This window comes from Streptomyces sp. NPDC051452, assembly GCF_044454765.1.
Taxonomy (GTDB): domain Bacteria; phylum Actinomycetota; class Actinomycetes; order Streptomycetales; family Streptomycetaceae; genus Streptomyces.
The window spans coordinates 67,804-94,182 of sequence record NZ_JBITEB010000017.1 but is presented as its reverse complement, the minus strand read 5'-3'; the positions used below and the strand labels follow the sequence as shown (position 1 = coordinate 94,182).

The 26,379-nt window shown below is 71.6% G+C and carries 19 protein-coding genes, 1 tRNA gene and 1 pseudogene; 13 read left to right on the top strand and 8 right to left on the bottom strand.

Annotated features, from left to right (window positions below; translation table 11 throughout):
* The first annotated feature begins 51 nt into the window (after positions 1 to 51).
* From ACIBA9_RS30975 to ACIBA9_RS30965, 3 genes are all read left to right on the top strand, one after another.
* Complete coding sequence (locus ACIBA9_RS30975) at positions 52 to 1,257, top strand: DNA polymerase III subunit delta' (RefSeq protein ID WP_399368191.1); 1,206 nt, start codon at positions 52 to 54, stop codon at positions 1,255 to 1,257.
* Positions 1,258 to 1,383: 126 nt separating this feature from the next.
* Positions 1,384 to 3,009: an alpha/beta hydrolase gene (locus tag ACIBA9_RS30970; protein ID WP_399368189.1), complete on the top strand. Its 1,626-nt coding sequence runs from the start codon at positions 1,384 to 1,386 to the stop codon at positions 3,007 to 3,009.
* Positions 3,010 to 3,116: 107 nt separating this feature from the next.
* Positions 3,117 to 3,193 (top strand) — tRNA-Thr (locus ACIBA9_RS30965).
* A 272-nt stretch (positions 3,194 to 3,465) separates the two neighbouring features.
* Here ACIBA9_RS30965 and ACIBA9_RS30960 read toward each other — a convergent pair.
* Positions 3,466 to 3,995: pseudogene (locus tag ACIBA9_RS30960) on the bottom strand (DUF3631 domain-containing protein); the annotation flags it as partial.
* 341 nt (positions 3,996 to 4,336) lie between these two features.
* Here ACIBA9_RS30960 and ACIBA9_RS30955 point away from each other — a divergent pair.
* The 3 genes from ACIBA9_RS30955 to ACIBA9_RS30945 all read left to right on the top strand — a co-directional run bounded on the left by ACIBA9_RS30955 (position 4,337) and on the right by ACIBA9_RS30945 (position 11,226).
* Entirely contained in the window at positions 4,337 to 5,863 is a 1,527-nt protein-coding gene (locus ACIBA9_RS30955) for an FAD-binding oxidoreductase (protein ID WP_399368187.1), read from the top strand.
* Positions 5,864 to 6,267: 404 nt separating this feature from the next.
* Positions 6,268 to 7,161 (top strand): glycosyltransferase family 2 protein, encoded by an 894-nt coding sequence (locus ACIBA9_RS30950; protein ID WP_399368185.1) that lies wholly within the window; start codon positions 6,268 to 6,270, stop codon positions 7,159 to 7,161.
* 459 nt (positions 7,162 to 7,620) lie between these two features.
* Positions 7,621 to 11,226, top strand: coding sequence for a BTAD domain-containing putative transcriptional regulator (locus ACIBA9_RS30945; RefSeq protein ID WP_399368183.1), 3,606 nt, complete (start codon positions 7,621 to 7,623; stop codon positions 11,224 to 11,226).
* A 19-nt stretch (positions 11,227 to 11,245) separates the two neighbouring features.
* On the opposite strand, the gene ACIBA9_RS30940 is transcribed toward ACIBA9_RS30945, so the two are convergent.
* Both ACIBA9_RS30940 and ACIBA9_RS30935 read right to left on the bottom strand, forming a co-directional pair.
* The gene (locus tag ACIBA9_RS30940) at positions 11,246 to 12,943 is read right to left on the bottom strand and encodes a bifunctional 3'-5' exonuclease/DNA polymerase (RefSeq protein WP_399368181.1); all 1,698 of its coding nucleotides are present in this window, start codon (positions 12,941 to 12,943) and stop codon (positions 11,246 to 11,248) included.
* A gap of 153 nt (positions 12,944 to 13,096) precedes the next feature.
* Positions 13,097 to 13,876 (bottom strand): Clp protease N-terminal domain-containing protein, encoded by a 780-nt coding sequence (locus ACIBA9_RS30935; RefSeq protein ID WP_399368179.1) that lies wholly within the window; start codon positions 13,874 to 13,876, stop codon positions 13,097 to 13,099.
* Positions 13,877 to 14,042: 166 nt separating this feature from the next.
* Here ACIBA9_RS30935 and ACIBA9_RS30930 point away from each other — a divergent pair, with 166 nt between their 5' ends.
* The gene (locus ACIBA9_RS30930; RefSeq protein WP_399368177.1) at positions 14,043 to 15,152 is read left to right on the top strand and encodes a DUF2786 domain-containing protein; all 1,110 of its coding nucleotides are present in this window, start codon (positions 14,043 to 14,045) and stop codon (positions 15,150 to 15,152) included.
* Positions 15,153 to 15,238: 86 nt separating this feature from the next.
* Here ACIBA9_RS30930 and ACIBA9_RS30925 read toward each other — a convergent pair whose 3' ends face one another.
* Positions 15,239 to 15,754, bottom strand: coding sequence for a DUF4232 domain-containing protein (locus tag ACIBA9_RS30925; RefSeq protein WP_399368176.1), 516 nt, complete (start codon positions 15,752 to 15,754; stop codon positions 15,239 to 15,241).
* A 176-nt stretch (positions 15,755 to 15,930) separates the two neighbouring features.
* Positions 15,931 to 16,413, bottom strand: a complete 483-nt coding sequence (locus ACIBA9_RS30920) for a hypothetical protein (RefSeq protein ID WP_399368174.1) — start codon at positions 16,411 to 16,413, stop codon at positions 15,931 to 15,933.
* Positions 16,414 to 17,138: 725 nt separating this feature from the next.
* On the opposite strand from ACIBA9_RS30920, the gene ACIBA9_RS30915 reads away from it, so the two are divergent.
* Complete coding sequence (locus tag ACIBA9_RS30915) at positions 17,139 to 17,357, top strand: DUF397 domain-containing protein (protein ID WP_048910258.1); 219 nt, start codon at positions 17,139 to 17,141, stop codon at positions 17,355 to 17,357.
* Between the two features lie 198 nt (positions 17,358 to 17,555).
* Here the strand turns inward: ACIBA9_RS30915 and ACIBA9_RS30910 are convergent, their stop codons facing one another.
* A complete protein-coding gene (locus ACIBA9_RS30910) occupies positions 17,556 to 18,053 on the bottom strand; it encodes an ATP-binding protein (protein ID WP_399368171.1) in 498 nt (165 codons plus the stop codon).
* 344 nt (positions 18,054 to 18,397) lie between these two features.
* On the opposite strand from ACIBA9_RS30910, the gene ACIBA9_RS30905 reads away from it, so the two are divergent.
* The 3 genes from ACIBA9_RS30905 (at position 18,398) to ACIBA9_RS30895 (ending at position 21,479) form a co-directional block, all read left to right on the top strand.
* Positions 18,398 to 19,222 (top strand): helix-turn-helix transcriptional regulator, encoded by an 825-nt coding sequence (locus ACIBA9_RS30905; protein ID WP_362150476.1) that lies wholly within the window; start codon positions 18,398 to 18,400, stop codon positions 19,220 to 19,222.
* Positions 19,223 to 19,291: 69 nt separating this feature from the next.
* Complete coding sequence (locus tag ACIBA9_RS30900) at positions 19,292 to 20,752, top strand: aldehyde dehydrogenase family protein (RefSeq protein WP_362150251.1); 1,461 nt, start codon at positions 19,292 to 19,294, stop codon at positions 20,750 to 20,752.
* 187 nt (positions 20,753 to 20,939) lie between these two features.
* Positions 20,940 to 21,479: a DinB family protein gene (locus ACIBA9_RS30895; protein ID WP_399368169.1), complete on the top strand. Its 540-nt coding sequence runs from the start codon at positions 20,940 to 20,942 to the stop codon at positions 21,477 to 21,479.
* 97 nt (positions 21,480 to 21,576) lie between these two features.
* Here ACIBA9_RS30895 and ACIBA9_RS30890 read toward each other — a convergent pair whose 3' ends face one another.
* Together ACIBA9_RS30890 and ACIBA9_RS30885 are read right to left on the bottom strand one after the other, a co-directional pair.
* Positions 21,577 to 22,983, bottom strand: coding sequence for a glutamate decarboxylase (locus tag ACIBA9_RS30890; RefSeq protein ID WP_399368167.1), 1,407 nt, complete (start codon positions 22,981 to 22,983; stop codon positions 21,577 to 21,579).
* Positions 22,984 to 23,014: 31 nt separating this feature from the next.
* Positions 23,015 to 24,301 (bottom strand): ion channel protein, encoded by a 1,287-nt coding sequence (locus ACIBA9_RS30885; protein WP_399368165.1) that lies wholly within the window; start codon positions 24,299 to 24,301, stop codon positions 23,015 to 23,017.
* 113 nt (positions 24,302 to 24,414) lie between these two features.
* Between ACIBA9_RS30885 and ACIBA9_RS30880 the strand changes: the two genes are divergently transcribed.
* Both ACIBA9_RS30880 and ACIBA9_RS30875 read left to right on the top strand, forming a co-directional pair.
* Complete coding sequence (locus ACIBA9_RS30880) at positions 24,415 to 25,176, top strand: MerR family transcriptional regulator (protein WP_399368163.1); 762 nt, start codon at positions 24,415 to 24,417, stop codon at positions 25,174 to 25,176.
* A 96-nt stretch (positions 25,177 to 25,272) separates the two neighbouring features.
* Entirely contained in the window at positions 25,273 to 26,376 is a 1,104-nt protein-coding gene (locus tag ACIBA9_RS30875) for a DedA family protein (RefSeq protein ID WP_399368161.1), read from the top strand.
* The last annotated feature ends 3 nt before the right edge of the window (positions 26,377 to 26,379 follow it).

The following is a 26,379-nucleotide window of genomic DNA, read 5'->3' as shown; positions in this document are numbered from 1 at the left end:
TGACGGCGTGACGGAAAGCGCCGGTGGCGTGACGGAAGGGCGGCGTGACCCATGACCGTGTGGGACGACCTCGTCGGGCAGGAGAAGGTGAGCGCGGTGCTGGACGCGGCCGCGCGGGACGCCGACGCCCTCGTCACCGCGGCGGCGGCCGACGAGCCGCTGCCCGAGGCGTCGAAGATGACGCACGCGTGGCTGTTCACCGGCCCGCCCGGAGCGGGCCGCAACCAGGCGGCCAGAGCCTTCGCCGCGGCCCTGCAGTGCGTGAGCCCCGACCGCGCCCTCGGCGGAAGCCCCGGCTGCGGCTTCTGCGACGGCTGCCACACCGCGCTGCTCGGCACGCACGCGGACGTCAGCACGGTCGCCGCGGTGGGCGCCGAGATCCTGGTGCGGGACATGCGGGACACGGTCCGCAAGTCGTTCACCGCGCCCGCCAACGGGCGCTGGCAGATCATCCTGGTCGAGGACGCCGAGCGGCTGAACGAGAAGTCGGCCAACGCGGTGCTCAAGGCCGTCGAGGAGCCCGCCCCACGCACGGTCTGGCTGCTGTGCGCGCCCTCCGTCGAGGACGTCCTGCCCACGATCCGCTCCCGCTGCCGGCATCTGAACCTCAGCACACCCTCCGTCGCCGCGGTCACCGACATGCTCGTACGGCGCGACGGCGTCGAACCCGAGGTCGCGGCGGCCGCGGCCCGCGCCACACAGGGCCATGTCGACCGCGCCCGGCGCCTGGCCACCGACCCGGCGGCCCGCGAGCGCCGTGCCGCCGTGCTCAAGCTGCCGTTGCGCCTGGACGAGGTCGGCGCCTGCCTCAAGGCCGCCCAGGAACTGGTCGACGCGGCCGCCGAGGACGCCAAACAGCTCGCCGAGGAAGTGGACGGCAAGGAGACCGAGGAACTGAAGACGGCGCTCGGCGCCGCGCAGGGGGGACGGCTGCCCCGGGGCACGGCGGGCGTGATGAAGGACCTGGAGGACATGCAGAAGCGCCGCAGAACCCGCACGCAGCGCGACAGCCTGGACGTCGCCCTCGGCGACCTCACCGCCTTCTACCGCGACGTCCTCGCCCTCCAGCTCGGTTCGCGCGTGGCGATCGCCAACGCCGACGCCGAGGACGCCCTGGAGCGACTGGCCCGGAGCAGCGCCCCGGAATCCACCCTCCGCCGCATCGAGGCGATCGGCGCGTGCCGTGACGCCCTGGACCGCAACGTGGCCCCGCTGCTGGCGGTGGAGGCGATGACCATGGCCTTGCGGGCGGGCTGAGCGGGCGAGCCCGCGCGGTTCGGGTGGGCCACGCGCATCCCGCATCCGTCGCTTCCCCCATCCCCCGTACGAGCCACAATCCATACACTGCGCACCCGTCCGATCGCACAGCGTTACGCTCGCCTGATGCACACCAGGCCATCTCCCCGCCGCCGAACCTCCCACCGGACCCGGGACGCCCGCCCCCGGATGACGGCCCGCCTCCTGGCCCCGCTGCTCGCGGCCGCGGCCTCCGCGCTGCTCGTGACCGCCTGCTCTCCCGGGGTTCCGCCCACCTCGACGGTCGGGACGGTGGACGCGGCGCTGGCCGCGCTGCCGCGTTCGACGCCGTCGACCCTGACGTCGTACTACGCGCAGCGGCCGAACTGGCGGAGCTGTGGTGTCACCGGATTCCAGTGCGCGACGCTCAGGGCCCCGCTGGACTACACGAAGCCCGGCTCGGGTGACGTCCGGCTCGCCGTCGCCCGCAAGAAGGCCACCGGCAAGGCACGGCCGCTCGGTTCGCTGCTGGTCAACCCGGGCGGCCCGGGCGGCTCGGCGGTCGGCTACCTCCAGCAGTACGCGGGCATCGGCTACCCGGCGGTTGTCCGCGCCCGCTACGACATGGTCGCGGTGGACCCGCGGGGCGTCGCCCGCAGCGAGCCCGTCGAGTGTCTCGACGGACGCCGGATGGACGCGTACGCGCGGACGGACCTGACGCCCGACGACGCGAAGGAGCGCGACGCGCTGGTCGCGGCCGACAAGGGGTTCGCCGAGAGCTGTGGAGCGCACTCGGCACGGCTGCTCAGGCACGTGTCCACCGTCGAGGCGGCACGGGACATGGACATCGTGCGGGCGGCGCTGGGCGACCGGAAGCTGAACTACGTCGGAGCGTCGTACGGAACGTTCCTCGGGGCCACCTACGCCGGTCTCTTCCCGGGGCGGGTCGGCCGCATGGTCCTGGACGGCGCGATGGACCCCACCCTCGGCGCCCGCGAGCTGAACCTGGACCAGACGGCGGGCTTCGAGACGGCGTTCCAGGCCTTCGCGAAGAACTGCGTACGGCACTCCGACTGCCCGCTCGGCGGGAAGGGCACGACGCCCGCCCGGGTCGCCGACCACCTCAGGGCGTTCTTCCGCGAGCTGGACGCCCACCCCCTGCCGGCCGGCGACGCGGACGGCCGCAAGCTCGGCGAGGCGCTGGCCACCACCGGGGTGATCGCGGCGATGTACGACGAGGGGACCTGGGGGCACCTGCGCGCGGCGCTGGCCTCGGCGATGAAGCAGAAGGACGGCGCGGCGCTGCTCGCGCTCGCCGACAGCTACTACGACCGGGACGCCAGCGGCCACTACAGCAACCTGATGATGGCCAACGCCGCCGTGAACTGCCTGGACCTGCCGCCGGCCTTCACCAGCCCCGAGCAGGTGGAGAAGGCGCTGCCCCGGTTCAAGAAGACGTCCCCGGTCTTCGGCGAGGGCCTGGCCTGGTCCTCCCTGAACTGCGCGTACTGGCCGGTGAAGGCGACGGGCGAGCCGCACCGCATCGAGGCGAGGGGCGCGGCGCCGATCGTGGTGATCGGCACCACCCGCGATCCGGCGACCCCCTACCGCTGGGCGCAGTCGCTGTCCCGCCAGCTCTCCTCGGGCCGCCTCCTGACCTACGCCGGCGACGGCCACACCGCCTACGGCCGGGGCAGCGCCTGCATCGACTCGGCGATCAACACCTACCTGCTCCACGGCACCCCGCCGACGGAAGGAAAGCGCTGCTCATAGCCCCTCCACCCGCCTCGCGGCCCGGCGCTCCGAGGCGGGTGCGAAGCACCTCGGGAAACTGTGTAGACTTACCGTCGTTGCCGATCGCACCATAGTGCGGGCGACGCGCCGCTTTAGCTCAGATGGCCAGAGCAACGCACTCGTAATGCGTAGGTCTCGGGTTCGAATCCCGAAAGCGGCTCCACCAAAACCCCAGGCCAGGCATCAACTGGCCTGGGGTTTGTTGTTCAGCGGATGCGGCGGCGACGTTGGGAACGGGCCGCACGGGTGTCGGTGGTCTCAGTCTTGGTCTCAGTAGGGCCCGGAATCGAAGGCGCGCGGGCGGAGGCACGAAGAACTCGCCCATGCGTCGCATAGCGTCCTTCGACAGATGGGACCGGCCCTTTTCAGGCTGCAACTTGTCGATGTGGCTGCCGCCGCGCGGGGTGCGGCGGCGACAGCCTCGGGGATGGCCGGTCAGCCGGCGATGCGGAGCTGGCGTGTGTCGGTTTCGGCGAACATGTGGCGGCTCTCCAAAGGGGCTTCCGCCACAGATTCACCCTCGTTGCCCTGCGGTGCTGCGGCTGTTGCGGATCCCCCGGAGGGAGGGGGCAGTAGCGGTCCCAGGCGTCGCTGAGGTCCTCCGCGTAGTAGCCCTTCGGGGTCGTGCTGCCGACTCGGATCCCGATCCCGCGGGGCTTGATCGGGCTGTTGTCGGGGCGCACGTACTGGCTCAGGAGCCGAGACAGGCCGCGTGCGGTGAGCGGCTTGCTGCTCTGTCAGTCCTCGCTCAGGTCGGACCAGGGCGCGTCATCGAGCTGGAGGAGGACTTCCAGGAGGGCGGCGGTCGGCATCCGATCCACACCGCAGAACACGCGGTCGCACAGGTCGGTGAGCAGCTTGACGCCAAGGGAGGCTTGGTCGCCCTCGGACGCGGCCTTGATGAGCGCGACGCAGGCCGCCCGAGCGCGCTCGGGCCAGTGCCCGCCGGCTGCGTCCGCGACCGCGTAGCTCGCACCTCCTGGCCGTGGGAAAGGCTCCCGCTGACATCAACACCTGACATCAACGGTGGCGAACAGTGACGAAAGCCACGGCCGTCCCGCCCGGGGTACAGACCGGTTTGGGCGTACGGGACAGGGGGGCGGGAAGCGCACTCACCCGGTTATGACGGAATTTCGCTGAGTTACTCCTTCAGGCTGTCGTCATCGTCCTCAATTGGCGTGTTGGAAAGCACCGCATGGTTGCCCCGTTACCGTGCGGGGGTCGACCACAAAGGACTGCCCGCGGCTCGCGGGTAAGGGCTCACTCAGCCGCGTACCGGCGTAGCCCGATCGAGAGGATCTGGACCTTGAGCGATTTTTCCCGCCGCTACCTGCTCAGGGCGTCAGCGGCCGCCGGCGCCGGGGCGGTCGTCGTTCCGGGTCTAACAGCCGCGGGCGCGCCGGACATTGCGGCCGCGAGCACCTCGGGCCTTCCGGCCGCGAGCGACCCGACTAAAGGGTCGTCGGGATGTCCGCCGGCGAAACTGACCGGTCACGTCGTCCGCCCTGGCGACCCCTCGTACACAGACGATCGCATCGACTACGACCAGCTGTTCTCTCACTACCCGCTGGTCATCGTCTTCGCCCAGAAAACCCAGGACGTGGTGAACGCCCTCACCTGGGCGCGGCAGCACAACGTCGCACTGCGGGTACGCAGCGGCCGCCACGCCTTGGAGGGCTGGTCGAACATCGACAACGGCATCGTGATCGACGTCAGCCGGCTCAAGTCGGTCCACATCGACACCAACGCTCGTATCGCGACGGTCGGCGCCGGCCTGACCCAACAGGAAGCGGTGACGGCGCTCGCCAAGCAGGACCTCGCGGTCACGACCGGAAGCGAGGGCAGCGTTGGTTTGGTCGGCGCGACGGTCGGCGGCGGCCTTGGCCCCCTCAACCGCTATCTCGGCATGGCCTGCGACAGCCTGATCGGGACCGAAATCGTCGTCCCGTCGGGTCGCGACTGCGCCAAGGTGATCCGTGCCGACCTGAAGGACCACTCAGACCTCCTCTGGGCGCTCCGTGGGGCAGGAAACGGCAACTTCGGAATTGTCACGCAACTCACTTACAAGGTGCACCCGCTCAAGCGCATCGCCTACGTGACGGCGACCTGGGACGGCCTTACGGACCTGCATGGGATCTTCGATGCCTGGCAGCGCACGGTACCGTTCGCCGACAACCGCCTCGGATCCGAAGTCGAGATCCACAAGTCCCAGATTCTGCTGTTCGCGTGGCTCGCGGAGGGCACGGCGGCAGAGGCCAAAAAGATGCTGGCCCCGATCCTGTCGATCGGCACGCCCGATGTGAAGGTGCAAGTCGGTAACTGGGGCCCCATCTTTGCCGGAGCCCAGGTCCCGCGCTCGCAGGAGCCCGCCAACGTCAAGTTCTTCTCGCAGTTCGCCAAGAAGCTGTTCCCGAAGAAGGCGATCGACGTCATCGGCTACTACATGCGACACGCTCCCACGGAGGACAGCAACTACTTCGTCGATGCCTTCCGCGGGGCGATCAAGAAGGAGCCCCGCGGCGGCACCGCGTTCGTGCACCGCGACGCGATCTTCTACGGCGAGATCGGCGCAGCCTGGGGGACTCCTTCCACGACACCAGGCGTCTGCGACCCGCTCACCTCGACATGCCAGGCCTGGACCGCCGAATTCAGCCAGGCGATGCGCAGCTTCGTGGACGGCGCCTACGTCAACGTGCCGAACGTCGGCATGCAGGAGTGGGAGACCGCCTACTGGGGGAGCCCCCACTTCGAGCGGCTGCGCAAGATCAAGGCGAAGTACGACCCCTACAACGTCTTCCAGTACGAGCAGAGCATCCCGCCCGCGTCACGCTGATCGACAGCTCGCCGTCGGGGCCCAGCCCCGGTCGGGCTCGGCCTTTCACGCAGAAGGGCCGACGCAGTCGAAGGGGTGTTGTCAGCCTCGATCATGCATGAGGGGTCGTCAGCTTGCTGACGATCCCTTTGCTCGTTCAGAGTGAAGATTTCTGTTTGCGGGCAGGGCTGATGGTCCGGCTGTCGTGCACGGTCCGTGCCGAGGCCGGTGTCCTCCCGGCCCGCCGTCAGTGTCGTCGGCACCGTCCGCCCGCGGGCCGGCTCGTCGGCAAAAAACGCGGCAAAACGTACCGCGAAGTGAATGTTCGTCAGGAGAATTCGCGCATCCGAGGCAACATCTCGGTGAACAGCGGGCGCCGCGCGGTCGGGGTGCGGTGCCGCCGTCGGGCGGATGGGGTGAGGGACGTGAGCGAGCCGAGGATCGCCGTCGCCGTGGTGACCATGGGCAACCGGCCCGCAGAGGTCGACGCCCTGCTGGAGTCCGTGGCCAAGCAGGACCTCGCCCCGGCCCGCATCGTGATCGTCGGCAACGGCTGCCGGCTGCCCGAGTTCGCCCGCCGGCTCTCCCTGCCCGGCGAGGTCACCACCATCGACGTGGAGGAGAACCTCGGCTGCCCGGGCGGTCGGAACGTCGCCCTCGGCCGACTGCGGGAGTTCGGGGACGTCGACGTCGTCGTGGAGCTGGACGACGACGGGCTGCTCGTCGACGCCGACGTGCTGCGCCGCGTACGGGACCTGTACGCCGCCGAGCCCCGACTCGGCATCGTCGGCTTCCGTATCGCCGACGAGCGGGGCGAGACCCAGCAACGTCACGTGCCCCGGGTGGGGAAGTCCGACCCGACGCGTGGCGGATACGTCACCGGATTCCTCGGCGGCGGACACGCGCTGCGCATGGCGATGCTGGCCGAGACCGGGGACTGGCCCGCCGAGTTCTTCTTCGCGCACGAGGAGACCGACCTCGCCTGGCGGGCCGCCGACGCCGGCTGGCACATCCGCTACGCCCCCGAGCTGCTGCTGCGGCACCCCAGGACCTCGCCGGCCCGGCACGCCATCTACTACCGGGTCAACGCCCGCAACCGCGTCTGGCTGGTCCGGCGCCGGCTGCCCCTGTCGCTGATCCCGCTGCACCTCGGGGTGTGGACGCTGCTCACCCTCGCCCGCACCCGTTCCCTCGCGGGGCTGCGGGCGTGGTTCGGCGGATTCGTCGAGGGGGTCCGGGAGCCTGCCGGCGAGCGGCGGCCGATGCGCTGGCGGACGGTGTGGCGGCTCACCCGGCTCGGGCGCCCGCCGGTGATCTGATACGGGGGAGAGGCCGGTTCGGCCCGGCGGTCCGGGCGATCCCGGCTTCCCGGCCGTAGGGGCGGCCGAGGGGAACGGGACGGAACCCCGGTCGTTCACCTCCGCCGACCGGGGCCCCTTTGTGTCCCCGGATCCAGCCGGCGGCGACACTCCCCCGAGTTACGCGACTACGCGCGCACCGTCGAACCGGATCCGATGAAATGATCACATCAGGATTCGCCAACGGATCGCTAACATGTGGCCAACGGTTCGATGGATGGTCGCGGATCGGTTGGCTTGAAGTCGCCCGGCGACCATGGCACATACCCCGGGGCAGGGTGATTAAGCCCTGGGTCGACGACCACAAGGTGGCGGGAATCCGTTGCCGGCAGGGCGGGAATGCGCCAGGCGACGGCGGGCGCACACCCGCCCCGGAGCGCGGCCGGCCCCGGCCGCGCGGGAAGGGAGGGGAGCGGCGTGATGCGGCGGTACGAGCTGCGGTTCGGACTGCTGGGGCCGCCGGTCCTCTACGACCGTCCGCCGTACGAGATCGCCTACGGCACGCCCGGCGGCGACCCCGGCGACCCCGGTGGTCCCGGCGCTCCCGGTGGTAGTGAGAGCGCCGGTCCCGGTGAAGCCGACCTCGCCCCCGCCCGGCCCGGCTTCACCGACGACGGCGTCCGGGCCATCGGCAGCCCCAAGGTGCGCGCCCTGCTCGCCGCCCTGCTGCTGGAACCCGGCCGGGTCGTCTCGGTCGAGTCGCTGAAGGACGCGCTGTGGGGTGGCATGCCACCCGTCTCGGCGAAGGCGTCCCTGCACAACCACGTCACCCGGCTGCGCCGGCTGCTGGACGACCCCGACCGCCTCAGGGCCGTACCCCCGGGGTATCTGCTCCGCGTCGACCAGGGCGAGTTGGATCTGCACGTGTTCGACGTACGGGTCGGCGAGGCACGTGCCGCGCATGCCCGCCGGGACTGGTCGGGCGTCGTGCGGGCCTGCACGGCCGCGCTCTCGCTCTGGCGGGGCACCCCGCTCAGCGGGCTCCCGGCCGAACTCGGCGGCTACGCCCTCGTGCAACGCCTGAAGGAGGCGCGGCTGCTCCTGTTCGAGTGGCGGTACGACGCGGAACTCGCGCTCGGCGGCGCCCGGTCGGCCGCGCTCGTGCCCGAGCTGGCGGCTCTCGTCGCCGAGCATCCGCTGCGCGAGGTGTACCACCGTCAGCTGATGCTCGCCCTGCACCGCACCGGGCGCCAGGCCGAGGCGCTGGCCGTCCACCGCGACCTGCGGGCCCGCCTGGTCGAGGAACTCGGCATCGAGCCCGGCCCGGCGGTCCGCGAGGCGCATGCCGAGGTGCTGCGGGGGAGCGGCGGGAGGCAGCGGCGGGCGGAGGAGCGCGGGGAGTACGCCCGGCAGGTGGAGGCCCCACGGGGAGAGGAGCGCCGCGAACAGTCGCGCACCGGCGAGATCGGCCCGGCGCGACCGGCCGACGCTCACCCTGCCGCGGGGCCCGACGCGGACGCGGGGCTCGACGCGGAGTCGGGGCTCGACGCAGGCGCGGCGGCCGACGCGGGGACATCGGCCGACGCGGACACGCCCGGCGACGCGGACACGCCCGCCGACGCGGGCGATGTCGTCCACGCGAGCCCGGCGGTCGAGGTGGGTAGGACGGTCGAGGTGGCTACGGCGCTCGACGCGCGCACGCGCCCTCCGGCCACAAGCACAGCCGGAGCCGCCTCCCCGTCTGCAGCCACATCCCCGTCTCCGACCCCGACCGCGCCCGCAGCCGAGGGGGGCGGTGCCGCGCGGACCGCCCCGCGCCCGGCACAGCTGCCCGCTCCTCCGGCCCACTTCACCGGTCGCGCCGACGTACGCCGGAGGTTGCGCCAGGCGCTGACCGAACCGCCCGCGCCGGCCCCCGCCGTAGCCGTGGTCAGCGGTATGGCGGGTGTCGGCAAGAGCGCGTTGGCCCTGCATGTCGCGCATGAACTGCGGGAACGTTTCAGCGACGGCCAGCTCTACGTCAACCTGCACGGCGCCACCCCGGGCATGACCCCGTTCAGCGCGACGCAGGCCCTCTCCGCCCTGCTGCGCGACCTCGGGACGGAGCCCCGCAACATCCCCGAGCACCCCGACGCCGCCGCCGCGTTGCTCCGCTCCCTGCTGGCGCCCGCACGGGTCCTGCTGGTGCTGGACGACGCGGCCAGCGCGGCCCAGGTACGCCCCCTGCTGCCGGCCGGCCCCGGTTGCGCGGTGATCGTCACCAGTCGTTCGCCGCTGACCGCGCTCGACGGCGCCCGCCGCTTCCCGCTCGGGCCGTTGACCGGCGAGGAGAGCGCGGCCCTGCTGCGCGCGGTGAGCGGGCGCGAGGGCCTGGAGGCCGGGCACGCCCTGGTCGAGCTGACCGGCCGACTTCCGCTCGCGCTCCGTGTCGTCGCCGCCCGGCTCGCCGCTCGCCGCGCCCTCACCCCGGACGTACTCGCCCGGCAACTGGCGGTCAGCGGACAGCGGTTGCACCATCTGGAGTACGACGACCTGAGCGTCCGGCGTTCCCTGGCCGTCGCCCATGACTCCCTCGCCGTCGCCGAGCGCGAGGCCGACCGGGACGCGGCCCTCGCCCTGCGCCACATCGGCGCGCTCGACCTGCCGGTCTACGGTGCCCCGCTGATCGCCCGGCTCACCGGCACCGACGAGCGCCGCGCCGAGGCCGCCCTGGACCGCCTGGTCGACGTCGCGCTGCTGGAGGAGACGACGTTCGGCCGCTACGCCCCGCACGACCTGGTCCGCGACTTCGCCCGCGAACTGGCGGACACCCGTACCCCGGTCTCGGCGGACACGGCGACGAACTGCGTCGACGGCCATCCCCGACCCGCCCCCACAGACACCGCCACCACCACCGCCACGGCCGCCGGTCGCACCTCACCTCCCACCACCCCGGCGCCGAAAACCACCCCACAACCCCCCGACCTGACCGCACTCCGCTGGTACGCCGCCGTCGCCGAGCGGCTGCTGATGGCGATCGCGGAGCCGGGGCTCGATCAGGACGACCGGCGTCGGCCGACCGCCGCGCAGCCGGCCGCCCATGCCGAGGACGTCGCGGCCCTGCCCATGTTCGAGTCCGCCGAGGTGGCCTTCGCCTGGGGCGAGGTGGAGTTGGAGAACATCGTCGTCCTGGTGGCCAGGAACGCCGGAACAGCCGATGCGCGCCGGGCCGCTCAACTCTCCACGCTCGTACGGCTGCTCTTCCCGTACGTCCAGCGCACCGGTCGCGTCGCGGAGATGGCGGTGCTGGGCGAGGCCGGGCTCCGGGCGGCGCGGGGGCTCGCCGACGCGGCGGCCGAGGCGTACGCGCTGGGGGACCTGGCGGCCCTGCGCTTCCTGACCGGGCGGCAGAACGACGCGCTCGCCCTCACCGACCAGGCGCTGGAGATCTGGCGACGGCTCGGTATGGCCGCCAGGATCCGGCGCTGTCTGAACAACCGGGGTCTGCTGCTGGAGGGGCTGGGGCGGTTCGAGGAGTCCGGAGAGGCGCTACGCCAGAGCCTCGCGTATTCGCGACGGCTGAACGACCCCTACGGCGAGGCGGTCACCCACAGCCACCTCGGCAATCTCTACGAGCACAGCGACCCGCGCGCCGCCATCGACCAGCACCGGCGCTCGCTGGCGATCGGAGAGGCGATCGGCGCGGTCATCGTGCGGCACTCGGCGCACTGCAACATCGGCTACGCCCATCTCACCCTCGACGAACCGGATGCCGCCGCCCGGCACTTCGAGGAGAGCCTGCGCATCCTCGGCGGCCACGGCGACTGGCACGGGGAGTCGCAGACCCGGCTCGGACTGGTCCGGGCGCTGCGGGAACTGGGGGAGAGCGAGCGGGCGGGCGGTGAGTGCGCGGAGCTGTTGCGCCGCGCCGAGGCCCGTGCCGACCGCTACACGGGCGGTCTGGCCCGGCACCAGTACGGCCTGTTGCTGCGCGCGCAGGGGCGGCGGGCGGAGGCGCGCGAGGCCTGGCGCGCGGCGCTCGCGGCGCTGGACGGAACGGACGAGCAGACGGTCCAGGCCGAGCTGCGGGAGCTGCTCGCGCGCTGAACGGCCGCACCGGACCGGCTCACTTGGCGTCGGCATAACACTCCACCACCGCCGTGCTGAACGGGAACCGCACCGGTGTCTCACCGAAGGTCAGCCGTCCGGCGAGGGCGGCGGACTCGCGGATGGCCTCGACGACGGCGTCGGCCTCCTCGGCGGGACAGTGCACGATCACCTCGTCGTGCTGGAAGAAGACCAGCTCGGCCTCCAGGCCGGCGCAGGCCTGGCGCAACGCGGCGAGCAGCAGCAACGCCCAGTCGGCGGCGCTGCCCTGGATGACGAAGTTCCGCGCGAAGCGGCCCCGCGCGCGGGAGTCGGCCGAGGAGTGGCCGGATGTCCGGCTTCGGCCGTCGTCCCGTGTCCCGGTGTCGTCCTCGCCGACGGGGATGCCGGCCTCCTCCGCCGGGTCCCCGTCCGAGCCGGCCACCGGCGGGCAGGTCCGGCCCAGCCAGGTGCGCACCAGCCGGCCCTCCTCGCCCGCGCGTGCGGCGTCGTCGACGTAGGCGACGGCCTTGGGGAAGCGGCGGCGCAGCGCGGCGAGGTTCTTCAGGCCGTCGCCGGAGGTCTGGCCGTAGACCGCGCCGAGCACGGCGAGCTTGGCCTGGTCGCGGTCGCCGGAGAAGGCGCGGTCGGAGACGGACTGGTACAGGTCGCTCTCGCGGCCGGCCACCTCCATCAGGCCGGGATCGCGGGAGATGGCGGCCAGGACGCGCGGCTCCATCTGGTCGGCGTCGGCCACCACCAGCCGCCAGCCGGGGTCGGCGACCACGGCTCGCCGGATCACCTTGGGGATCTGCAGGGCGCCCCCGCCGTTGGTCACCCAGCGCCCGGTGACCGTGCCGCCGGCGAGGAACTCGGGGCGGAAGCGGCCCTCGCGCACCCAGTCCTGCAGCCAGGACCAGCCGTGCGCCACCCAGATCCGGTACAGCTTCTTGTACTCCAGCAGTGGTTCGACGGCCGGGTGGTCGACGGACCGGATCTCCCAGCGGCGGGTCGACCCGACCTTGATCCCGGCCTGCGCGAAGGCTTTGATCACATCGGCCGGCAGGTCCGGCCGCACCCGGCGGCCGAAGGCTGCGGACACCTCCTCCGCCAGTTCGGCGAGGCGGCGCGGCTCGCCGCGGCCCGCGTACCGCTCGCCGAGCAGGTCGCGCAGCAGCTCGCGGTGGACCTCGGCGCTCCAGGGCAGGCCCGCGTGGTTCATCTCGGCGGCCACGAGCATGCCGGCCGACTCGGCGGCCGTCAGCAGTCGCATCCGGTCGGGGTGGGCGGTCCGGCGGTGACGCCGCTGCTGGTCGGCGTAGACCGCGAGGAGGTCCGCGAGGGGCAGCTGGACGCCGGCGGGCTCGAACAGTGGGGACTGGGCGTTCGGGACAGCCGCGCGCAGCGGCGGGTCGGGCGGTACGGGGCCGCCGCGGAGGCGGGCCACGGCGGCGGCGGCCGAGCGTGGCTCGCCGTACCGCCCCTCGTGGCCCAGCAGGAGTGTCTCGGCGTCCTCGATGTCGTAGCACCGCTCCACTCGCACCCCCGTGGCGAGCAGACGCGGATAGACCTCGGGGGTCGACCGCCACACCCAGCGCGTCACCTCCGGGCGGCCGCGCACCGCCCCGGCGAGAGTGCTCTCCCGCCGGACCGGTCCGGCGGGCAGCCCGTCCGGGCCGAGGGGGGCGACGTCCACGCCACCGTCCTCGGCCGGCGCGAGTGCCCACCGGTCGGTCATGACGGCGAGTGTGGCAGGCGGCTCTGACAATGCGTCCTACCTGCGGTTTCGGTCCCCGGACCGACCTGGGGTTTCGGTCCCCCCTGACCGGCCTGGGGTTCCGGTCCCCCTGACCGACCTGGGGTTTCGGTCCTTCCGGATCGACCCGCGGTTTCAGTCCTCCGGCCGGGCCGTGGGGCCGGTCGCGGACTCGGCCGCCGCGGCCGCCTCCTTCGTCTGCTCCAGCAGCACCGCCAGCACCTTGCGGACGTACTCCTCGGTCCTCGTCTTGGTGATGCCGAGTCCGCTGAGCACGCCCTGGCCGTTCTCGTGCTCCAGCAGGGCGAGCAGGATGTGCTCGGTCCCGATGTAGTTGTGGCCGAGCCGCAGAGCCTCGCGGAAGGTGAGCTCCAGGACCTTCTTGGCCTCGGGGCCGTAGGGGATCAGCTCGGGGATGTCGTCCGCCGCGGGTGGCAGCGCGGCGGCCGCGGCCTGCCGTACGGCGTCCAGGGTGACGCCCTGTTCGGTGATGGCCTTCGCGGCCAGGCCCTCCGGCTCGGCCAGCAGCCCGAGGGTCAGGTGCTCGGGCCGGCCCTCGGGGGTGCGGGCGGCCACCGCCTCGCCGTGGGCGGCCATGACCGCGTGCTGCGCGCGTGGGGTGTAGCGGCTGAAGCCCTGGTTGAGGTCGGGGCCCGTGGACTCCTTCGGCACGAACCGCTTCTGCACCGCCTGCCGGGTCACGCCCATGCTCTTGCCGATGTCGGTCCAGGAGGCGCCCGAGCGGCGGGCCTGGTCCACGAAGTGGCCGATCAGATGGTCGGCCACGTCTCCGAGGTGATCGGCCGCGATCACCGCGTCCCGGAGCTGGTCGAGGGGTTCGGTGTGAACCCGCTTGATCGCCTCGATGAGGTCGTCGAGGCGCACGGATGCCGTGATGTTCCCGTTGGTCGCCATGTGTCAACCGTAGGTTGCGCCTCTGCCGGTGTCAACCTTTGGTTGACACTCTCGGCGCCTCCATTCCTCTGGTCCGCGACGGCCCTGGCGTGACGGTCGAGGATGTTATCCACAGGCTGTGGACGACTTCGGCCCGCTGTCGGCCGGGCATGGCACGATCGACGACGTGACCAGCACTGCCAGCACCGTCGAGCGGGCCCTCGCGGCCTCCCTGTACGACGACACCGACACCGGCCTCGACACGGGCGCCTCCCTGCTCGCCGCCGACCCCGGCGCGGACACCGAACTCGCCCGGCGGGGCGAGGAGTTCATCGCTGCGGCCTGGCGGCGCGGCTGGCAGCCCGCCGACGTCATACGGTTCGTGCGCCGCGAGCTCGACAAGCCGCATGTCCGCCTGGCTGCCGCACTGGTGCGGGCGCAGACCGGCCGCGACCGGCCGCGCGGGCCGCGCTGGACCGCCCAGCTGGAGGCGCTGCCGGGGGACCCCGCGCCCGGAGCCGATCGTTTCGCGTACGCCACCGTCGTCCTGGAGCTGTACCGCCTGTTGTTGCGCCTGCCCGCCCTGGAGCCGTTGGAGGAGGAATCCCGCCGCGCTCCCGGCCCTGCCGCCTCCCGCATGCTCACCCGCATCCGGGCGCTGCTCGCCAAGGCCGAGGCGACCGGCTACCCGGAGGAGGCGGAGGCGCTCAGCGCCAAGGCGCAGGAGCTGATGGCCCGGCACAGCGTCGACGAGGCGCTGATCGCCGCCGAGGCGCCCGCCCCGGACGCGCCCGGCGCCTGCCGGATCGGAGTCGAGCCGCCGTACGAGCAGGCCAAGGCGGTGCTGCTGGACGCCGTCGCCACCGCGAACCACTGCCGGGCGGTGTGGAACGAGGCGCTCGGTTTCTCCACGGTCGTCGGCTTCGAGGCGGACCTGGAGGCGGTCGAGCTGCTCTACACCTCCCTGCTGGTGCAGGCCACGCACACGATGACCCGGGCGGAGGCGGCGCAGAGAGCCGGCGGCCGCAAGCGGACCAAGACCTTCCGGCAGTCGTTCCTCGCCGCCTACGCGCACCGCTTGGGTGACCGGCTCGCGGCCGTGGCCGAGACGCAGGTCACCCGGGACCTGCTGCCGGTGCTGGCCACGCGCGCGATAGCCGTGACCGGCCACATGGAGCGCATGTTCCCCGAGACCACCACGACCCGGCTGCGCGGTGTGAGCGATGCCGCGGGCTGGACCGAGGGCACCGCGGCGGCCGACCGGGCCCAGGTCGAAGGCCGTCGCCGGCTGCCCTGAACCCCGGTGCGACCGTGATCCCGGGCCCGGGACCGGCCGCCGGGCCCCGGCCCCGGCGGGTCGCGAGGCCCCGGGCTCGGTGTGTCTCAGTCTCCGACCTGCTGGAAGGCGCTGACGGCGGCGTTCGGCCGACCACTGGCGTCCTTGAGGGCGACGGGGCCGTACGACCACGGGAAGCCGCGGGTGGCGGTCGAGCCGGGCAGGCTGATCTCCACCGTCTTCGCCGCCAGGCCGCTCTTGTCGTTCGCCTTGCCGCGCACGTAGCTGATCGTGAAGGACGCGGAATCGCCCTTGGCGAGCTTCAGCTTCTGCGGCTTGGCGCCCGCCAGGACGCCGACCTTGTGTTCGGTGCCGCCGTCCTTCAGGACGGCGCCGGGGAAGTCGTCCAGGGTGCAGGGGGCACTCTGGTTGGTGATGCTGACCGGCACCTCTCCGCTGTCACCGGCGGCCGGGGCCACGCTCGCCGACCCGATCTGCAGCGACACCCCGCCGATCTTGCAGGCCGAGCTGTTCTTGTTACCGCTGTCGCCCCCGCCGCTGTGGCAGGCGGTGAGCAGCAGGGCGGCGGCGAGGGCGGTGACGGTGAGCGGAAAGGCGCGCATAAACAGGTCCCCATCGAGTGCGTGACGGTGCCCCTGCATCATGGCGCCTTCGACCGGGCCCCGTTCGCGCGCCCCTCCCGAATCACCGCTTCGAGCGTCCTTCCGGACCACCGCGCCGAGCCGCGCCGGGCCACCCCGCGCCGAGCGCCCGGCCCGGCCGGCGCCAGATCAGCGCGTCAGTGGGACGGCAGCCCCGACGGCAGCTTGCCGCCCTCGGCCCTGGTGTAGGTCTCCTGGCCGAGCTTGCCCGACCAGGTCACCTTCATCGTCTTGGCGTCCACCGAGTCGACCATTCCGCTGACCCGGTCCTTGCTGCCGTCGGTGCAGGTCAGATGGATCATGCGCATACCCGACTCGCTCCCGGCCGTCCCGCTGCACACCGTCCCGCCGGTCGCGAAGACGCCGGCCTTCTTCCCGTTGATCACCAGGGCCACGACCTTGCCGCCGGCGGTGGTGATCCAGCTGCCCTGAAGCTGACCGGAAGTACCGGTCACGCTTGTGGAGCCGGTGCTCGGCGACGGGGTCGTACCGGCGCTGGACGGCGATGACGAGTCGCCCTTCGAGTCGCCTCCGCCGCACGCCGTCAGCGCCAGCGCCAGCGCACCCGCCAGTCCCGCGGCCAGTGCCGCGCTCCGCACCCTCGCTGTCGCAGAAGTCACCGGAAAGCTCCCATGCTGTAGCGGCCGGCCGCCCTCGGCCGGACGGCCCGCAGCAAGCTACCAGCAGGCTCCCGGAGTGCTCCCGGTCCCCGCACCGCGATCCTCCGCGATCCTCCGCGATCCACCGTCATCCCCTCGGGCCGGCCCCACCCGGGCCGGCCCGAGGACAAGCGACCCGTCCCTGCCCGTCGGAGCGGTCCCGGCGCGGTTCCGGGTCGGCCACCGGTACCGGATGACCTCCGTCACGCGTCCCGACTCCCGCCTTCGCGAGGCGCGAAGGTGCGGGTACTCGCCTACGCCGTCGAGCGGATGCCGTCCCTCCGGTGGGCGGACGCCGATCCGGCCGATCACCCGCACGGGATCCTCACCTGAACCCGGGAACAGGAAGGGCCCGGTACGCGTCTCTCCCTGATGCGCACGCAACGCGACCCGGAGGACCCGGCGCGGACGACGGCATGGAAGATCACGAAGGGGATCGTCGAGGGCATGTGCTGCCTGCTCCGGGGCAGGCGCTGGAGCGATTCGGGTAAAGCACACGTCAAAGCTGTAACTGCGGGAACACCGCCCGTGCACGTGCATATGCCCGAGCGTCTGCACGTGAACGGGGTTATGATCCGGAACAGTTGACCACGGCATCCATGGTCACATCAGCCAGCACCACCGGGGAGCGACCTGTGGATCGCGACGTTGACGGCCTTTACGGGGGGTTTGACGTGCACAACGGCATGGCTGCCACGCAGCTGGACGGGGTGGCCTGGCAGAAGAGCAGGCACAGCAATTCGCAGGGTTCCTGTGTGGAGTTCGCGCGACTTCCGGGGGGCGAGGTCGCCGTACGCAACTCGCGTTTCCCGGACGGCCCCGCGCTCGTCTACACGCGCGCGGAGATCGAGGCGATGCTCCTCGGTGTCAAGGACGGCGAGTTCGACCATCTGATAGCGAGTTGATCAGGGATCCGTGCCGGACTCGCGGGGAATGGCAACGATGTCCAGGGTGCGCTCGCATGGAGGAGCGCCTCGCGTCACCGCGGGGACACGCCCTGGAGAGCGGCCCCGGAGTGCCCCGCGTCAACGCGCGTCGTCACGGTGCCTGAAGGCTCCCTTCAACGCGCGTAGACCCGGGGCGTCCGCCGGTGCCGTGGAGCGTCAGTCGCAGGGTGGGAGCCGGAACATGGCCCAGACGACCTTGCCGTCGAGGGTGCCCGCGAGCGGGTGCCAGCCCCAGCCGTCGGCGAAGGAGTCGACCAGGAACAGCCCGCGCCCCGACTCGGCCGAGAAGTCGTCCGAGTCGCGCGGGGCCGGGGTCTCGTGGCTCGGGTCGCGCACGGCGCACACCAGCCGCTCGGTCCAGCGCATCAAGTGCAGCCGTACGCACGGGCTCTGTTCGTCGCGGCGGCCCTGGTCGGCCGGCACGGCGTGGCGCAGGGCGTTGGTGACGAGTTCGGAGACGACGAGGCATATGTCGTCGAAGCGCTCGCCGGCGTCCCACTTGTCGAGCGTGTCGCGGGTGAAGCACCGGGCCTCGCGCACCGCCTCGTAACGGGCGGGCAGGGCGCAGGAGGCGGCATCGGACACGGCCGTGGGGTCCAGTGGCGGAAGGCCCTGCCGTAACGGCTTGAGCATGGTCGATCCATTCGTCCCCATGCGAGGCACTCCCGGAATTCGCGGTCGTTGCGATGCAGCGGTGGCGCGGCACCATGGTTTCGGAAGCCAAGAGCAGATGCAAGGGCAGATGCACGTGCACGTGACCGAAATGAGCCCACCCGTACCGCTTCTTGGCCATTTTTTCTGTCATTCTCCTGGCGGTTTCCGCCAGTGGTCCCGACCTTTTACCGGTCCGGAGCGGACGGAAACGGCCGACCTCTTTCCGTTTCCGTAACCGTCCGAGTACTGCTCGAAGTGTTTTAGTGGCAGACTGCGGCACCTGAAGACGGTTGGGGAGGCTGGCGAAAGTGAGCGCGGGAGAGCCCGGATCGGTGGTGCGGCGGATGCTGCTCGGCTCGCAACTCAGGCGACTGCGTGAAGCGCGGGGGATCACGCGCGAGGCGGCGGGTTATTCGATCCGCGCTTCCGAGTCGAAGATCAGCCGGATGGAGCTGGGCCGGGTGAGCTTCAAGACCAGAGACGTGGAAGACCTGCTGACGCTGTACGGCATCACCGACGGGGCCGAGCGCGAATCGCTGCTCTCCCTCGCCCGCGAGGCCAACGTGGCGGGCTGGTGGCACAGTTACACCGACGTCCTGCCGAGCTGGTTCCCCACCTATGTGGGCCTGGAGGGCGCCGCCTCGCTGATCCGCGTCTACGAGGTGCAGTTCGTGCACGGACTGCTGCAGACCGAGGAGTACGCGCGCGCGGTGGTCCGGCGCGGCATGAAGGGCGCGAGCGTCGCCGACGTGGAGCGGAGGGTGGCGCTGCGGCTCGAGCGGCAGAGGTATCTGCTCGCCGGCAACGCCCCGGAGTTCCACATCGTCCTGGACGAGGCCGCCCTGCGCCGCCCCTACGGCGACCGCGACGTGATGCGTGGCCAGCTCCAGCATCTGATCGACGTCTCCCAGCGGCCCAACGTGCGTCTGCAGATCATGCCGTTCGGCTTCGGCGGGCACTCCGGCGAGAGCGGCGCCTTCACCATCCTCAGCTTCCCCGACGCGGACCTGTCCGACGTGGTCTACCTGGAGCAGCTGACCAGCGCCCTCTATCTCGACAAGCGCGAGGACGTCGCCCAGTACGAGCAGGCCCTGAAGGAGCTGCAACAGGACAGCCCGGGCCCGGACGAGAGTCGTGATCTACTCCGGGGCCTGCTCCAACTCTCCTGACACACAAGTACGATGATGGGTGATCAGACGTGGCGTAGATCCGGTGTCCGCTAGCGATGGAGAGATCACATGTCGTCCTACTTCACCGACCTGGCCCAGCAGTTCATCGACGGCGAGTGGCGGCCGGGCTCGGGCTCCTGGGACGTGATCGACTTCAATCCCTACGACGGCGAGAAGCTGGCCTCGATCACGGTGGCCACGGTCGGCGAGGTGGACGATGCGTACCAGGCCGCCGCCCGCGCCCAGAAGCGTTGGGCCGAGACCAACCCCTACACCCGCCGCGCGGTCTTCGAGCGGGCGCTCAGACTGATCGAGGACCGCGAGCAGGAGATAGCCGACCTGATCATCGCGGAACTGGGCGGCACCCGCGTGAAGGCCGGCTTCGAACTGCACCTCGCCAAGGAGTTCCTGCGCGAGTCGATCCACCTCGCGCTGCGCCCCGAGGGCAAGATCCTGCCTTCCCCGGTCGACGGCAAGGAGAACCGCGTCTACCGGGTGCCGGTCGGGGTCGTGGGCGTGATCAGCCCCTTCAACTTCCCGTTCCTGCTGTCGCTGAAGTCGGTGGCCCCGGCCCTCGCGCTCGGCAACGCCGTCGTCCTCAAGCCGCACCAGAACACACCGATCGCCGGCGGCACCCTGATCGCCCGGATCTTCGAGGAGGCCGGACTGCCCGGCGGCCTGCTCAACGTCGTGGTGACCGACATAGCCGAGATCGGCGACGCGTTCATCGAGCACCCGGTCCCCAAGGTCATCTCCTTCACCGGCTCCGACAAGGTCGGCCGGCACGTCGCCACCGTCTGCGCCCGGAACTTCAAGCGCTCGGTGCTCGAACTGGGCGGCAACAGCGCGCTGGTGGTGCTGGACGACGCCGACCTCGACTACGCCGTGGACGCGGCCGTCTTCAGCCGGTTCGTCCACCAGGGCCAGGTCTGCATGGCCGCCAACCGGGTCCTCGTGGACCGTCGCGTCGCCGACGAGTTCACCGAGAAGTTCGTCGCCAAGGTCCGGACGCTCAAGGTCGGCGACCCGCGCGACCCGGAGACCGTCATCGGTCCGGTGATCAACTCCGCTCAGGCCAACGCCGTCTCGGGCACGGTCGAGCAGGCGCTCGCCGAGGGCGCCACGGCCCTCGTGCGGGGAGCCGTCACCGACAACCTGGTCGAACCCAGCGTGCTCACCGATCTCCCGGCCGGCTCCGAGCTGCTCCAGCAGGAGGTCTTCGGGCCGGTGGTCTTCCTCGTCCCGTTCGACGACGAGGCGGAGGCCGTCCGGATCGTCAACGACACCCCCTACGGCCTCAGCGGCGCCGTCCACACCGGGGACATCGAGCGGGGTGTCGCCTTCGCCAAGCAGATCGACACCGGCATGTTCCATGTGAACGACGGCACCGTCCACGACGAGCCGCTCGTGCCCTTCGGCGGCGAGAAGCACTCCGGTCTCGGCCGTCTGAACGGTGAGACGACGCTGGAGGTCTTCACCACCGTCAAGTGGATCTCGGTGCAGCACGGCCGCAGCGGCTTCCCGTTCTGAACCGGGTGCTTGAACCGGGTGCCTGAACCGGTCTGCTGAACCGCTCTGCGAGGCGTCCCGGGCCGTTCTCGATTCCAGCGGCTCCCGCGCGCCATTGAGGACAGGATCTGACCTCAATCGTTTCTATTGTCCAGGGAGTCGGGGAAAAGGAGCCCGGCGCAACCGGAGCGACGGAAGGCGGCAGGTCATGGTCACTCATGTGCCGGCGGAGACGAAGGGCGACGAGCGGGGGGCGCTGCTCGCGTTCATCGAGGAACAGCGCGGCGGGATCCGCAGGGCGCTGCTGGGGCTGACGGAGGAGCAGGCCCGTACCCGGCCCAGCGCGAGCGCGCTGTCCCTGGGCGGTCTGCTCAAGCATGTCACCGAGGTCGAGCAGAGCTGGATCGCGCGGGCCGGGCAGGAGCCGCCGGCGATACTGCGCGACGAGTCGAACTGGCACGAGACCTTCCAGCTGGTCGGTGACGAGACGGTCGCCTCGCAGCTGGCGTACTGGGAGCAGGTCGCCGCCGCCACGGAGAAGTTCATCCGCTCCGCGCCCAGCCTGGACGACACCTTCCCGCTGCCGCCCGACCCCTGGTTTCCGCCGGAGGGCCGGGTCTCGCTGCGCTGGGTGTGTCTGCACCTGATCCGCGAGATGGCCCGGCACGCCGGCCACGCGGACATCATCCGCGAGTCGCTGGACGGCAAGACCGCCTTCGAGCTGGTGGCCCTGGAACAGGCGGGATAACCGCCGGGGGAACGCGACCCGGGGGCGACCACCGATCACCTGATACGAGACCGCACCGGCCGCCCGTGGGTGACCGGTGCGCGGGGTGGTCCGGTCGTCAGTGGTGGAAGCCGGTGGCCGCCTGCTTGTCGCGGGTCAGGGGGCGTTCCTGCCGGCGCAGCTCCGGCAGCAGACGCGTCAGGTCGTCCACGAACAGGTCGGCCAGGTCGTGGGAGAAGCCGTTGCGGCACACCACCCGCAGCACCGACAGGTCCTCCCGGTCGGCCGGGAAGGTGTACGCGGGCACCAGCCAGCCGCTCTCGCGCAGCCGCCGGGAGACGTCGAAGACGTCGTACGCCGTGACGTCGTCGGCCGTGGTGAGCGCGAACACCGGGAGCTGGTCCCCGCGGGTCAGGAGCCGGAAGTCGCCGAGCGCCTCGATCCGTCCGGCGAGTGACACGGCCACGTCCCGCGTCGACTGCTGCACCGCCCGGAAGCCCTCGCGGCCCAGCCGCAGGAACGTGTAGTACTGGGCCACCACCTGGGCGCCGGGCCGGGAGAAGTTGAGTGCGAAGGTCGGCATGTCGCCGCCCAGGTAGTTGACCCGGAAGACGAGTTCCTCGGGCAGCGCCTCCTTGTCCCGCCACAGGGCCCAGCCGACGCCCGGGTAGACCAGCCCGTACTTGTGCCCGGAGGTGTTGATCGAGGCCACGCGCGGGAGCCGGAAGTCCCACACCAGGTCCTCGTCCAGGAAGGGCGCCACCATCGCGCCGGAGGCCCCGTCGACGTGTACGGGGACGTCCAGGCCGGTGCGCTCCCGCAGGGCGTCCAGGGCCGCGCACAGCTCCGCGATGGGCTCGTAGGACCCGTCGAAGGTGGAGCCGAGGACGCCGACGACCCCGATGGTGTTCTCGTCGCACAGCTCCGCCGCGGCCTGCGGGTCGAGATGGAAGCGGTCGCCCTCCATGGGGACCAGCCGGGCCTCGACCTCCCAGAAGTTGCAGAACTTCTCCCAGCACACCTGGACGTTGATCCCCATGACGAGATTGGGGTGCGCGCCCGGGTACCGGTCCGCGTTGCGCTGCGTCCAGCGCCGCTTGAGCGCCATCCCGGCTAGCATGCACGCCTCGCTGGACCCGGTGGTCGAACAGCCCACGGCGGCCGAGGGGTCCGGCGCGTTCCACAGATCGGCGAGCATCGCCACACAGCGCCGCTCCAGTTCGGCGGTGCGCGGGTACTCGTCCTTGTCGATCATGTTCTTGTCCCGGCACTCCGCCATCAGCACCCCGGCCTGCGGCTCCATCCAGGTGGTGACGAAGGTGGCCAGGTTCAGCCGGGAGTTGCCGTCGAGCATCAGCTCGTCGTGCACCAGCTGGTACGCCGTGGCCGGGGGCATCGGGGCGTCCGGCAGCCGGTGTGTGGGCGGGGCCTCGGTCATGCCGCCGACGGGGTTGGCCTCCCCGAAGAACGGGTTGATCGACATCGTCCGCCGCTGGCGCTTCGCGGAACCTTTGTGCAGGGCCATGGGGTGTGCCTCCGGAAGATGGGGGTCGGGGTCAGCGGACCGGGGTGCCGTCCCGGTGCAGCTGCATCTGCGGGCGCCCCGTCACCAGCAGCCAGGCCGGCAGCGAGGCGACGCACAGCAGGGCGAGGATGCCGGGCGAGGTGATCAGGACGGCGGCGGTGAACAGGCTCACCCAGCCCTGCCGGGTGATGGCCAGCAGCATGCCGAGAACGCCCGTGGCCACGCCCACCGAGGGATGGACCGCCGGGACGAGCGCGTGCGCGCACAGGCCGAGGGCGGTGCCGACGAAGACGGCGGGGAAGATGCGGCCGCCCCGGAAGCCGCAGGACGCGGCGACCAGCAGCGCGGCCAGCTTCACCACCGCCATCAGCGCGAACTGCCCGGCCGACCAGCCGCCCGGGTCGTGGGCCAGCTCCCCGACCTCCGACAGCCCCTTGAAGAGCGTCAGACGACCGCCCAGGGCCGCCAGGGCCCCGAGGACGACCGCGCCGGCCGGAAGCATCAGCATGGGGTGCCGCAGCCGCCGGAAGGCCGCGTGGACGTAGGGGAAGGCGTAGACGGCGCACATGCCGAGCAGGGCCGCCACCGGGGCGATCACCACGGCGGCGAGCAGATCCCCCCAGCGGGCGTGGCCCAGGGGCGGCAGACCGAGATCGAAGGTGGGATGGGCCACCAGGGTGGTCGTCAGGGCCCCGCACGCGCCGGCGGTCAGCGGCGCGAACAGGTTGTCCCACAGCCGGCCCGGCATCGGCCGCCCCGCCAGCGCCTCGGAGATGACCAGCGCGGCGGCCACGGGCGTGCCGAACAGCGCCCCGAGCGTCGCCGCCTCGGCCAGCACCGGCCACAGCGTGTCGGGCGCCCGGCGTACGAGACGTCCGCCGAGCCAGGCGGCGAGGGCCACGTTCACGGCGATGATCGGGTTCTCCGGGCCGAGGCTCGGACCACCGGCCAGCATCAGCGCGGTGGCCAGCACCAGGCCGGGGAGCACGGCAGGCCGCATGACGGGAGCGTCGAGGCCGAGGGTGGCCGGATCGGGACCGGCGTGGCCGGGCACCTTCCAGACCACCAGACCGACGGCGAGCCCGGTCGCGAGGAGCACGGCGAACATCCACGGCACCGAGTAGCGGCCCACCCCCAGTGCGTCCGGCAGGGGACCCCACAGCACGCTCTGGAGCCGATCCGCCGCCGTGCTCAGACCGACGAGGACCAGACTCGCGGCCACGCCCACGACGACGGCGGGCAGGATGAACGGCAGCAGAGCCCGTGCCGGGGCCGTCGGAGAGGTCGGGGGCGTCTGCCGTGCCGTTTCCTGGGCCACGGGGTCACCATAAGCGGACGAAACGCTCACAACCTCCCGAACGAGAACGGGCTTGCACCTCACGCCACGTCAGGCCTCATCGTGGTCGTACCGACGACGACAAGGAGCGGAACGTGAGCTACTCCGTGGGACAGGTCGCGGGGTTCGCCGGGGTCACGGTGCGCACCCTGCACCACTACGACGAGATCGGCCTGCTGGTGCCGGGCGAGCGCACGCACGCCGGGCACCGGCGCTACACCGACGCCGATCTCGACCGGCTCCAGCAGGTCCTGTTCTACCGGGAGCTCGGCTTTCCGCTCGACGAGGTCGCGGCCCTGCTGGACGACCCGGAAGTGGACCCGCGCGCACGACTGCGCCGGCGGCACGGGCTGCTGACCGCCCGGATCGAGAGGCTGCGGCAGATGGCCGCGGCCGTGGAGCACGCCATGGAGGCACGCACGATGGGCATCGACCTCACCCCCCGGGAACGGTTCGAGGTCTTCGGGGACCAGGACCCCGAGCGCTACCGCGAGGAGGCCGAACAGCGCTGGGGCGGCACCACGGAGTACGCCGAGTCACAGCGCCGCGCCGCCGGCTACACCAAGGAGGACTGGAAGCGCCTGCGGGCCGAGGCCGACGAGTGGGGCACGCGGTACGCCGCGCTGCTGGCCGCCGGCGCCCCGGCGGACGGCGAGGCGGCCATGGACCTGGCGGAGGAGCACCGGCGGCACATCTCCCGGTGGTTCTACGACTGCACGTACGCCATGCACCGGTGCCTGGGGGAGATGTACGTGGCGGACGAGCGCTTCACGGCGCACTACGACGCCATACGACCGGGTCTGGCCGGACATCTGCGCACCGCCATCGCCGCCAACGCCGACCGGGGCGGCGCCTGAGACACCGGTGGAACCCGGGGCGGTCACCTGACGTTGGTAGCTTTGAGCGGTCCCCCAGGGACGCCGTAGCCGCCTCACCCCCAGGAGCCCGGACTCGTGATGACACTCGCCCTCGGCCCGAGCTGGCTGGATCCCAATTATCTGCTCAGCACCTACAGCGTCTGGGGCCTGCTGCTCATCGTCTTCGCCGAGTCCGGCCTGCTCATCGGGTTCTTCCTGCCGGGTGACTCGCTGCTGTTCACCTGCGGTCTGCTGATCACCTCGAACAAGCTGGACTTCCCGCTGTGGGGCGCGATCGCCCTGATCTGCGTCGCGGCGGTGCTGGGCGACCAGGCGGGCTACATGTTCGGCAAGAAGGTCGGCCCGGCCCTGTTCAACCGCCCCGACTCGCGCCTGTTCAAGCAGGAGAACGTGAACAAGGCGCACGAGTTTTTCGAGAAGTACGGCCCGAAGTCCCTGATCCTGGCCCGCTTCGTGCCGATCGTGCGCACGTTCACGCCGATCATCGCGGGCGTCAGCGGTATGAAGTACCGCTCGTTCCTGATCTTCAACGTCATCGGTGGCGCCCTGTGGGGCGCGGGCGTCACCTTGCTCGGCTCCTGGCTCGGCAAGATCGACTTCGTCAAGAACAACATCGAGGCGATCTTCATATTGATCGTGCTCGTCTCGGTGGTCCCGATCGTGATCGAGCTGCTCCGCGCGCGCGGCAGGGGCAAGCAGGCGGCCGCCCGACCCGAGCCCGAGCCCGGCCCCGGTGGCCGTCAGCCCGAGCCCGAGCCCGCGTACCAGTACCGGCAGCCGGCGATGGACGACGCGACGACCCGCCTGCGCACGATCGACCCGGACCAGCCCTACGACCCCCGGCAGCAGCCCTACCAGCAGCAGCCCTACCAGCAGTCCCCGCAGCAGCACTGGAACCAGGGCTACGGCGACCAGGGCCACGGCGATCAGGGCTACGGCGACCAGTACTACGACCAGCGACAGCACGCTCAGCAGCAGTACCCCCCGCAGCAGTACCCCGAACAGCAGTACGGACAGAACCAGTACGACCAGAGCCAGCCCGTTCAGAACCAGCACGGTCAGAACCAGCACGGTCAGCAGCAGCGGTACGACCAGCAGTACGACCAGCAGTACGACCAGCAGCACTACGGGCAGAACCCGTACCCGTACGACCAGCGCGGCGACCAGCGCGACCACTGACCG